This is a genomic window from Acinetobacter sp. (genome assembly GCF_036666595.1).
GTDB lineage: Bacteria > Pseudomonadota > Gammaproteobacteria > Pseudomonadales > Moraxellaceae > Acinetobacter.
In genome coordinates this window covers 83,402-93,140 of record NZ_JAVWVO010000011.1, presented here as the reverse complement: position 1 = coordinate 93,140, position 9,739 = coordinate 83,402, and the positions used below count along the sequence as shown (strand labels likewise).

Sequence of the window (9,739 nt, the reverse complement as noted above, 5' to 3'; positions counted from 1 at the left end):
ACTTCTGCAACTTCTGCAACTTCTGCAACTTCTGCAACTTCTGCAACTTCTGCAACTTCTGCAACTTCTGCAACTTCTTCGGATATTTCTGGTGTCGTAATGAAAGGTACGTTCTCGGGCTGTTGAACGCTTTGCGCATGGCTCAAAAACCATTGGTAGGCGTGTTCAAACTTTATGTGCCATGGGCTGCTATACAGTGTAGCTGGAGTGTTTTGAAAAGCAATTTGCCAACCTAAACCTGATTTATATAAAATACCCCATGCGAAAGCCACCTGCTGTTTTAAGGTATCGGTTAAAGCAGATTCATATTGAAATAGTCCAATATAGACATGCTGGTAGGGGCTTTGTTGTATCCAGCGCTCAGCCGCAGCTTGAGGCTGAGTCAGCGCCTTATAGGCTTCGAGTTGTTTTTGGAAAATGGGCTCATCACAGAGTGCAAAAATTTCACGGATGCGTTTTTTCGAGCGCGCAATTTCAAAAAAAGACAGAGGTTGACGTTCCAAACCATCAATCAATTGATGCAGTTCTTTGATCAGCAGTGCTTTTTCGATTGCTTTCATGCGCTGAACTCTAAAGTTGTTGTTGTGCTTGTTCCAAGTAGCTTGCCAAAACCATATTGATGGCCAGTTCAAGTAATTTATATTCGGCTGAAGTCGGCTGCGTATAGTGCTGTGCAAACGCAATCAATTGATCAAGGTCAATGGCTTGGGGCGCAATACGGCCTTGGATGAGGGCTTGTAAATTTTGCATAGGCATGTGCTATTGAGTGCATTTAATTTATTGGTTTTGGAGTTCAATCTTCTTGTTTGATCATAATTATAAAAGAATAAATAGGCAAAAATTATTCTGCACTTGATACGAGAAAAGGGTGGTGAAAAATGTAGATAATTTCGATTTCAGCACAGATTGAATTAAATATTTTTGCCCTAGAGGGTTCATAGCTGAAATTTTTTGTCAGTTCTTTGCAATTTTGGGCAAAAAAATAGGCAATCAACATTGCCTATTTTTGACCAAGTCAGCGTAAACTACGCTTCTTGATGCGGTGCAGCCGCAGGAGCATCAGCCGTTGCCGTTTGAGTATCTGCTGGTTTTTTTACAGGAAAATCTGGAACAAAAACAACTTGTGCAGAAACAGTTGCAGAAAGAGCCATTACAGCGACAGCCAAAGCATATTTAACAGCGTTCATGATATTTCCTCTAAAAAGGAGGTCTCACTAAGGAGACTGGGAGTTTTAAAAAGATAAATTTCGCATGAATAATATCAAAAAACGATCGATTTAAGCGCTGGTTTAGACCAGTAAAAGATGAATGGTGAGTTCATTTATTGTTAAAAAACAACAAATTAGAATAAATACTCTAGGCTAATATAGAGTTTTTGCTCCAGCGCTAAGCTGTTTAAATTTAAAGTGAAAATTTAGATTTTCAAGTTTGATACGAATCTTGAAAGTAGGTTTTTTTTGTCTGAAATGAGACCTGAAAAGGACTTAGGGTTACATGATTAATTGTGTAAATATTCACCATTTTAAAGTCTTTTGATTGTGCATACTGTGTAAGTTTTTGCTGTGGAATGTTTAAGTCATCTATTTTTGATTAAAAATTCACCTAAGATGAACAGGCAAAAACAACAATAGCTGAGGACAAGCAGATGGCCATTGCAAAAGTGGTAGAAGTCAATTCAAGCAGTGCGAAAAGTTTTGAAGATGCAATTCAGACAGGCATCGCAAAAGTCACTGAGACGGTGAAGAATGTTCAAGGTGCTTGGATCAATGAACAAAAAGTGGTGATTAAGGACAACCAAATTGTAGAATATCGGGTCAATCTTAAAATTAGTTTCTTGGTCGATTAAAGACAAGTCAGTTTTTTAACCTATAAAAAAATCCCCGCAGGTCGGGGATTTTCTTATCTATGGATAGGGCTCAGTTAAGCTCTGAACCGAGTATCCTTATGATTGTTTGGGTGTTTCACAAGACTCATCGGAACACTGTGCCGCATTATTTTCTTCTGCTGGCATTTGTGCTTTTTCAAGGACTTGTAAGAATACTTCACGCGGCTGCGCACCTGCTAAAGCCACACGTTGATCGAAAACAAAGAAAGGCACGCCTGTTACTTTCAGTTGTTCACGCGCCACTTCTTGGTCAAACTTCACGAAATCTGCGTATTCGTCAGAATCCAGCACATCATCTACCTCAACTGGGTTTAAGCCAATACGAGAGGCCACGTCTTCAATGGTTTCACGTTCACCAATCGGTAAACCTTGCGTCATATAACTAAAGAAAAAGGCTTCTTCAGCTTCATTGCCTAAACCATGGCTTTGAGCAAGGTGAATAATACGGTGTGCATTGAAACTGTTGCCTGAGTTGGCATTTTCCCAATTAAATTCAATGCCTTCTTCCGCAGCCATTTTGGCAATATTACGTTGCATTTCTTCAACTTCAGCGACTGTGCGACCATATTTTAGTGCGAGACGTTCTGAGTTCGAAATTTCTTGGCGTACTGGTGCATCTGGATCCAGTTCAAAACTGTGCCAATGCACTTCCAATTCAACACCAGCCTGTTCAGCCGCCGCTTCTAAACGTTTTTTGCCAATATAACAAAAAGGACAAACAACATCTGACCAAATATCTACACGCATGGGATTTCTCAAAAATAGTAAAAAGAGCAACTAAGGAAATGATGGGGATGAGTTATAAAATTTAAAGCAGGGCCATTAAAAAAAGCTGTTTCGCTATGGATTCAATTAGTTGAACCCTCTGGGCTTGACCGTTTATCTGACAACTACGCAGCACAAAGGTCGAAAAATATACAATAGGGTTAAGGCGCTCAGTTTGAGCACGCCTTTTTATATCTCTTATCGTTTGGGATTGTTTTATGAAATTTTTAAATTCTCTTCCGGTTTTTTGTTGCGCTCTTCTTTTTATGCCGACTTTGCTGCAAGCCAATGGTGAGATCGTGAGTCTACCGACTTTTAAAACCATGGCGGAATCAGAGCTACGTGCTGAAACGGGTGTGATTCCTTATCAACAGGATGAAAATATTCGTAAAGCCTTGCAGCACCGTATAGTTCAGTTGCAGGATGATGCACAGTCTTTTGTGGTCGATCCGACCATCACTCAAAACATCGATATTTTGCCCCCTGCGGTCACCGCAGATCTAAATTCTGTGCCACCTTTGTTACGTGAGCATGTCTTAAACATCGCCGCTGGTTTGCAGTCGTCTAATCCAACTGAAGGTTTGTATATTATGTTGCAGCCGTTTGGCATTGACCGTAATGCGACCAATGTACAAATTGCCCGTGAACAAATTTCGATTGGGCAGATTGATCGGAATTTTATGCAAGGGATTCAACAGAATAGTCAGCAACCGAGAATAGCTCCAGCGAAGTAACACTTCCTTATTCGTTTATCGCCCGTACATTCCTCATCCACTTGGGGAGGGTACGGCCTTAGGGCCTTAAAATATCGATAACATGTTGAAATATTGATCATGTGCTTTTATTTGCTATGATGAAAAGAAATGAAGAGGAAGCTGAACATGCGACGTATCGTGTTGATTTTAGTTCTTGCGACCAGTGCCGTTTTTGGTTGGATGTTTTATCAGTATTCTCAACAACAAAAAGAGCAGCAGCAGCTACAAAGCTATGAAACGGTGCTGTATGAAAAGACCGAACAAATTTACAAACAAGCTCAAGATTGGACTACACCGATTCAAGTCGATGTAAAAGACCCACGTCTGACAGGTGACTATCAAATTATGGCGGAGTTTGTGCTCAGTCATATGCTGCAAAATGCCGAAGCGCGTAATCAATATCTACGAGATTTAAAAGCGTTAAATTGGGATCAATTTTTAAATATTGACCGATTAAGCAAAGACAAAAAGAACAATTATGCTGAAACGGAGCAAATGCTGAAAGACGTACATGTCGTTGTTGAGAGCTATGCACAGCAGGTTGAACAACGTCAAAAAGAGGCCATTGCTCAGGCCAAAGATTTAGCAATATCTTCGCGGTTCCGCCATCAACTGACCGACAGCATGAAAGCCAGTGAAAAAAGCCATGAAGCTACCCGCCTGTTTAGTCTTGAACAACAGAATTTAGCCAAGGCGGATCAAATTTTCTTGGTGCTGAAAAATAACCAATGGGAAAAGAAAAATAACACCGTTATGTTTTATGAAGATGCCCCACTACAGCAGTTTAATGCGCTGTATAAAGAGATTTTGGCACTGAATAGCCAAATGCAGCAGGTCGAAAAACAGACCCAAAAAGAGGTAGAACAGAAGTTATAACACAGTGCAAAGATGACAGTCTTGTAAGCGGACTGTCATCTGTTGTTCAAAATTGGCTGCTAGAGTAAAAGCATCACAACGATGACGACTTTTCAGTGCAGGCAGGTGAGTCATGAGAACCATACACGTTTTTGATGATATTCAGCATGTGTATAGTGAGTTTGTAGAAAATAAAAACTATCCAAAATTAGAACGTTTAAGCAACTGGGGGAAGAATCGATTTTTCTTCAACCAATATTTCAAAATGATTGAAGACTGGCACCACACCGAACAAATCGTGATTCAGTTTAACCAACAGTACTTCAGTTTAGATACGGGCAGTGCGCCTGACTTTATGGACAAAGAAAAGTATATGGCTTGGTTGATGGGCGAGCTCTTAATTTAAATCCTTCACAGAAAATTACAGCGCCCGATTCGTTCTAGGCGCTGTACTTTTATTGGATTAATCAAAAATTTTATCGGCTGCTTGGAAGGGTAAGCTGACCACGTCGATTGCCACGGCAAAAGGCAGTAATACTAATTTTTCAAATGGGTTCATGCCTGACTTCGATTTATAACTTTCCTCTTGATGGGTATAAATACTCACCTGATAAGGCTTACTCAAGGCTTTTAACGACGCTAAATTGTTCGCCGCAGGGTAGACCACACCTGCCAGTTTGATCTCGAAACAGAAACGCTGCGCAAACATGCGTTCATCACTGGAACTCGAACATTCCTTTGCCCCATTTTCAATAAAAAATTCCAGATCTTTCTTACTGATGTCTTCTTTGAGCTTCACATAAGACAGTGGTAGTGTTCCTGTAAAATGACCATCATTCTTTTCTGAATAGAAACTCAGTTCTCGGGTAACTTGAATATTTTTCGGGTCCAGCTTACCAATCAAGCTGACAAATTGAGGCCCACCTTGGGTCAATACATAACTTTTTTGTTGGCCTGCAATCACTAAACTATGCGCAGGTAAATTTGGCTGAGGCTGAGCAGGCTTGCCAAAAGCCACCACTTGGTCTTCGATCAAGGTTACTTTGTTGGTGCGGGTGTAGGTTTTATTGTCTTTGGTCATCAGGGTTTTGGTGGCACAGCCTGTGAATAATGTCCCCATGACGCCTAAGCAAATGATGGTTTTTAAAGGTGATGCAAACATCGATAGACTCCGAATCGTTTGAAATATAGTTAAGCTGAATTTTTATTGTCTTTAAGCCTATCATTAAAACGTTCAAAAAGGCGTCAAAGCTCAAAAGTTTAAAGTCATGAAAGTTCTATGAGTTGCTCAATGTAATAGAGTGACAGATTTTATTTCTTATCCATCAGCTGTTTCTAGATAACGAATGAATGTTCATTTGAGTAGGAACTGGATATGATCATACAAGCTTCGATAAAAACGATGGACTAGCGAATACGTCATAACAAGGGTGGGAATCGGCTGATGCAAGACTTGATTTGTTATAAAGAACTTCCTGTGTGGACTGCGCAGACTATTCCTCAAGGGTTTAAAAATCAACACAATACCAAAGCGGGCACGTGGGCCAAGTTAAAGATTTTTCAAGGGGAACTGAGCTTTGCTTTTTTAGATGAGGTAGGTCAAGTGCAATCTGAACATCTGTTTACAGCTGAGCAACAGCCACCGTTTATTCAGCCTCAAGTATGGCACAAAATTGTTTCGACCAGCGACGACATAGAATGTCAGCTGCAATTTTACTGTACCCCGCAGGATTATTTTTATAAGAAATATCAGCTTTCACCTACGCACTCAGAAATTTTGGCGGCTATGCCGTATTTACACGGTGGTCGGGCTTTGGATGTCGGCTGTGGACAAGGGCGAAATTCACTGTACTTAAGTCAGCAGGGCTTTGAGGTAGATGCTTGGGATGTGAATCCGCAAAGTTTGCAAAAACTACAGCAGATTATAGATGCCGAAGGCATCCAAAAGATTCATCTGCAACAGCGTGACCTCAATACTGACCCAAGCATTACCGGCACATACGACTTTATTTGCTGTACGGTGGTGATGATGTTCTTGCAAGCGCCAACTGTGAAACCATTGATTGCACAGATGCAGCAAGCCACAAATGTAAATGGGTTTAACTTGATTGTCTGTGCGATGGATACCAATGCTATACCTGCGCAGGCTGACTTTCCTTTTGCGTTTAAAGCAGGGGAGTTAAGTGCGTTGTATGAGGGCTGGAACATTGTGAAATACAATGAAAATGTCGGTGAGTTACATCGGGTAGATGCACAGGGAAATAGGATTAAACAGCATTTTGCAACATTGTTGACGCAGAGGGTTTAGGATAGCCATAAAAGCACTTTGACTAAAATAATAAGTCAATGCGTGATTCCACTTTTAAAATGGGATGCTCAAATAAAAAAGATGTCACTGTGACATCTTTTTTATGCTTTAGTAATTTTAAGGAGCTTCTTAAACCAGAAAACCAGCCTTTTTTCTCAGCTTTACAATAGCTTGTTCAGTGGTAGCTTTTTTTATTTCTACAGGTTCTGCTTTTCATCACAAATATAAATAAAATATTCATTGTTAAATTCTTCATGTAATTTAATTTTGGCTTGAAGACGTTTCCAATGTGATTTGATCTGTTTATTAATAGAAGGTTCATTCATGATTTTGGCTGCTTTCAATGCATAGCTTATGTAGTTCCGTTTACCAATATATGAAAATCTTCTATAAATGTGCTTTTTGTTTAATTGCAGGGGGTGGTCGTCTCTTTTAATGCTTGATTCATTAATCTTTAAAATTTTTTTATTAGTCATTCTGATAGCTTTTGATGCTTTATGATGATACTGAGCTAAACCTGTATCACGTAATAAGATTTTTTTACCATCGTAGGTGAAACCGAGATATTGAAGAGATTCTCTACTCATATGTGGTTTATCATAGATGTGTAATCCATCTTGAAAATAAACTCGTTTAGTTTTGTCTGGATGAATTTGAACTTTCAGTTGATTAATTCTTTTTTCTGATTCCAGCGCGATTTTCATTCCTAAGTCAGAGTCACAGATGATTAAAATATCATCACAGTATCTGTAATATGAAGCATTTAATTTTGATAAATAGTTTTTGATATTTTTGTCAAAATCCAACATGTAGATATTTGATAAAAATGCACTTATAGCTGAACCTTGAGGAATTCCTTTCGTTTTATCTTCTTTGATAATTAAATTATTTTTTCTTATTTTATTTCTGAAATCATGGCTGGAGCATAGTCTTTTTAAATCTTTATGATTTTTATTAACAGATAATTCTAAAGCGTTATAAACATCTTTCTTATTTACATAAGAGAATTTAGTAAGTGATTTATAAACTTGGTAATGGTCGCGAGGTAAAAAATTTACATTAAGGACTTTAAGCCATGCTTTCTTTAAAATTTGATGATCAAGCTCATCGAAAAAACTTTTAATATCAAAACATAAAGCAACACAGTTTTGTCTTACTTTTATTTCCTCAAAAACCTTTTTAGCAAAATGAATATTATTAGGGGAGTTAGGTAATTTTCTAAAAGCTAACACACTATCTGACAGATTAGATTCTTCGAGTAATTTTTCATAATTAGGAGTTAGTAATGCAGCGTAATAGGCGTATATATGGCCATCTATATGTGAAGAATATTTGATAGGTCTAATCTTTGGCGCGCATTTGACAATAGCATATCTATTTTTCTTTCCCCTTACTCTAATAATTTTGGTTCTATCTTTTTTTATTTTTCGTGATTTTAGCTCGAAATGTATGAATGGATAGAAAGCATGCTTCTCAATATTTTTAGGATTTGTCACGTAATTATAAATTTTCTGAGGCTGCATAGGGTAATCGAAATGCAGATAGTTTTTTTGTCTATTTTTAAAGAAATCAGCATCAATAGTCATTATTAGAAAACTCAAGGGAAAGGTTGTGACGGTAATCCCCGTATTAAACGTTCTACATATGTAGAATTCCCAAGAGCATACTTAAGAACCCCAAAAATCAGTTCCCTCTAAACCGTCCTTAGATCACGAAAGGAATATACTATGAGAAGCATTGATTACATTCTGTGGAGTTCCATATACATTGTTTGTACTTGGTTCCAAGCAGTTTGTAGTGTTTCACCAGATGTACTAGAAATTATTCTAATATTGTGTGGTGCAATACTTGACAACAGATTACCTTCCCCATGTTCTACAACATGGGCTTAAGTAATATACTGAATTCAAATCTAAATCACAAATATTTGTTTAATAAAAAGAAACCCCGCAATAAGCGGGGTTTCTTTTTATCTCAGTATTTAATTAAAAATTAAACACGTTCGATAATTGTCGCGATACCTTGACCCAAACCGATACACATAGTCGCAAGACCAATTTGCGTATCTTGTTGTTCCATCACATTTAACAACGTCGTTGTAATACGTGAACCAGAACAGCCCAATGGGTGACCCAGTGCAATCGCACCGCCATTTAAGTTAATGATGTCTTGTTTCTCATACACGCCTAAGCCTTTCATCACTGATAAGCCTTGAGCAGCAAATGCTTCGTTTAACTCGATGGTTTGGATATCTGCCATCGTTAAGCCAGCACGTTTAAGTGCTTTTTGAGTTGCAGGTACAGGACCATAACCCATGATCGCAGCATCACAGCCTGCAACCGCCATAGAGCGAATTACAGCACGTGGCTTAAGACCTAAAGCTTGAGCACGTTCAGCAGACATCAACAACATTGCAGATGCACCATCAGACAAAGCTGAAGAAGTCGCAGCTGTTACCGTACCGCCTTTCGGGTCAAATACAGGACGTAAACCTTTGAATGCTTCAAGGTTTGCATCTGGACGAATCACTTCATCGATGTCGCATAGGATTTTGAAACCATTGGCATCATGACCTTCAACACCCACGATTTCATTTTTGAAACGACCTTCTTGCGTTGCAGCCCAAGCGCGGCGGTGAGATTCAACACCGAACGCATCTTGTTCTTCACGCGTAATGCCGTTCATACGACCTAACATTTCAGCGGTTAAGCCCATCATGTTCGACGCTTTTGCATAGTGCTTAGACGCTTCTGGGTTCAGGTCGATGCCGTGCATCATCCCTACGTGCCCCATGTGCTCTACACCACCGATGATGAAGATATCACCTTGGTTAGTTGCAATCTGAGCAGCAGCCGTGTGCAGCGCTTGCATAGATGAACCACAAAGACGGTTAACTGTTTGACCTGCCACAGTTTTTGGAAGGTCAGCCAATAAACCAATGTTACGGCCAATGTTCATACCTTGTTCTAGAGTCTGGTTTACACAGCCCCAGATCAGGTCTTCAACTTCATTGGTGTCAAACTGGTTACGAGCAACTAAAGCACGAACCAATTCAGCCGATAAGCTGTCAGCACGTACATTGCGGAACATACCGTTTTTGGTTTTACCCATTGCTGAACGTACGCCATCAACGATGACAACGTCACGTGGATTTAAAGTAGCCATTCACGT

11 protein-coding genes and 1 pseudogene are annotated in these 9,739 nt (G+C 39.3%); 5 read left to right on the top strand and 7 right to left on the bottom strand.

The window, feature by feature from the left end; all coding sequences use genetic code 11:
* From RR876_RS13740 to RR876_RS13730, 3 genes and pseudogenes are all read right to left on the bottom strand, one after another.
* Positions 1-560: pseudogene (locus tag RR876_RS13740) on the bottom strand (hypothetical protein); the annotation flags it as partial.
* A gap of 10 nt (positions 561-570) precedes the next feature.
* Entirely contained in the window at positions 571-750 is a 180-nt protein-coding gene (locus RR876_RS13735; RefSeq protein ID WP_332478253.1) for a hypothetical protein, read from the bottom strand.
* A 275-nt stretch (positions 751-1,025) separates the two neighbouring features.
* On the bottom strand, positions 1,026-1,187 hold the full coding sequence (locus RR876_RS13730) for a hypothetical protein (RefSeq protein WP_004692748.1): 162 nt from the start codon (positions 1,185-1,187) through the stop codon (positions 1,026-1,028).
* A 458-nt stretch (positions 1,188-1,645) separates the two neighbouring features.
* Between RR876_RS13730 and RR876_RS13725 the strand changes: the two genes are divergently transcribed.
* Positions 1,646-1,846, top strand: a complete 201-nt coding sequence (locus RR876_RS13725; protein ID WP_004978694.1) for a dodecin family protein — start codon at positions 1,646-1,648, stop codon at positions 1,844-1,846.
* Positions 1,847-1,942: 96 nt separating this feature from the next.
* Here RR876_RS13725 and RR876_RS13720 read toward each other — a convergent pair whose 3' ends face one another.
* Positions 1,943-2,632 (bottom strand): DsbA family oxidoreductase, encoded by a 690-nt coding sequence (locus RR876_RS13720; protein ID WP_062035216.1) that lies wholly within the window; start codon positions 2,630-2,632, stop codon positions 1,943-1,945.
* A gap of 236 nt (positions 2,633-2,868) precedes the next feature.
* Between RR876_RS13720 and RR876_RS13715 the strand changes: the two genes are divergently transcribed.
* The 3 genes from RR876_RS13715 to RR876_RS13705 all read left to right on the top strand — a co-directional run bounded on the left by RR876_RS13715 (position 2,869) and on the right by RR876_RS13705 (position 4,666).
* A complete protein-coding gene (locus tag RR876_RS13715; RefSeq protein WP_332478254.1) occupies positions 2,869-3,384 on the top strand; it encodes a hypothetical protein in 516 nt (171 codons plus the stop codon).
* Positions 3,385-3,531: 147 nt separating this feature from the next.
* A complete protein-coding gene (locus RR876_RS13710) occupies positions 3,532-4,281 on the top strand; it encodes a hypothetical protein (RefSeq protein ID WP_332478255.1) in 750 nt (249 codons plus the stop codon).
* A gap of 112 nt (positions 4,282-4,393) precedes the next feature.
* Positions 4,394-4,666: a hypothetical protein gene (locus tag RR876_RS13705; RefSeq protein WP_005400961.1), complete on the top strand. Its 273-nt coding sequence runs from the start codon at positions 4,394-4,396 to the stop codon at positions 4,664-4,666.
* A 57-nt stretch (positions 4,667-4,723) separates the two neighbouring features.
* Here the strand turns inward: RR876_RS13705 and RR876_RS13700 are convergent, their stop codons facing one another.
* Entirely contained in the window at positions 4,724-5,422 is a 699-nt protein-coding gene (locus RR876_RS13700) for a hypothetical protein (RefSeq protein ID WP_332478256.1), read from the bottom strand.
* A gap of 282 nt (positions 5,423-5,704) precedes the next feature.
* On the opposite strand from RR876_RS13700, the gene tehB reads away from it, so the two are divergent.
* Positions 5,705-6,568: an SAM-dependent methyltransferase TehB gene (gene tehB, locus RR876_RS13695; protein WP_332478257.1), complete on the top strand. Its 864-nt coding sequence runs from the start codon at positions 5,705-5,707 to the stop codon at positions 6,566-6,568.
* Between the two features lie 197 nt (positions 6,569-6,765).
* On the opposite strand, the gene drt2 is transcribed toward tehB, so the two are convergent.
* Together drt2 and fadA are read right to left on the bottom strand one after the other, a co-directional pair.
* Positions 6,766-8,154: an antiviral reverse transcriptase Drt2 gene (drt2, locus tag RR876_RS13690; RefSeq protein WP_332478258.1), complete on the bottom strand. Its 1,389-nt coding sequence runs from the start codon at positions 8,152-8,154 to the stop codon at positions 6,766-6,768.
* 406 nt (positions 8,155-8,560) lie between these two features.
* A complete protein-coding gene (gene fadA / locus RR876_RS13685; protein ID WP_062035204.1) occupies positions 8,561-9,733 on the bottom strand; it encodes an acetyl-CoA C-acyltransferase FadA in 1,173 nt (390 codons plus the stop codon).
* Positions 9,734-9,739 lie beyond the last annotated feature (6 nt).

What these genes read in the sequence shown, in the direction of transcription:
- RR876_RS13730 (WP_004692748.1), bottom strand. Translation starts at nt 1,187, where the DNA reads ATGAACGCTGTTAAATATGCTTTGGCTGTCGCTGTAATGGCTCTTTCT.
- RR876_RS13700 (WP_332478256.1), bottom strand. Translation starts at nt 5,422, where the DNA reads ATGTTTGCATCACCTTTAAAAACCATCATTTGCTTAGGCGTCATGGGG.
- RR876_RS13715 (WP_332478254.1), top strand. Translation starts at nt 2,869, where the DNA reads ATGAAATTTTTAAATTCTCTTCCGGTTTTTTGTTGCGCTCTTCTTTTT.
- RR876_RS13705 (WP_005400961.1), top strand. Translation starts at nt 4,394, where the DNA reads ATGAGAACCATACACGTTTTTGATGATATTCAGCATGTGTATAGTGAG.
- fadA (WP_062035204.1), bottom strand. Translation starts at nt 9,733, where the DNA reads ATGGCTACTTTAAATCCACGTGACGTTGTCATCGTTGATGGCGTACGT.
- RR876_RS13735 (WP_332478253.1), bottom strand. Translation starts at nt 750, where the DNA reads ATGCAAAATTTACAAGCCCTCATCCAAGGCCGTATTGCGCCCCAAGCC.
- RR876_RS13710 (WP_332478255.1), top strand. Translation starts at nt 3,532, where the DNA reads ATGCGACGTATCGTGTTGATTTTAGTTCTTGCGACCAGTGCCGTTTTT.
- RR876_RS13725 (WP_004978694.1), top strand. Translation starts at nt 1,646, where the DNA reads ATGGCCATTGCAAAAGTGGTAGAAGTCAATTCAAGCAGTGCGAAAAGT.
- RR876_RS13720 (WP_062035216.1), bottom strand. Translation starts at nt 2,632, where the DNA reads ATGCGTGTAGATATTTGGTCAGATGTTGTTTGTCCTTTTTGTTATATT.
- drt2 (WP_332478258.1), bottom strand. Translation starts at nt 8,154, where the DNA reads ATGACTATTGATGCTGATTTCTTTAAAAATAGACAAAAAAACTATCTG.
- tehB (WP_332478257.1), top strand. Translation starts at nt 5,705, where the DNA reads ATGCAAGACTTGATTTGTTATAAAGAACTTCCTGTGTGGACTGCGCAG.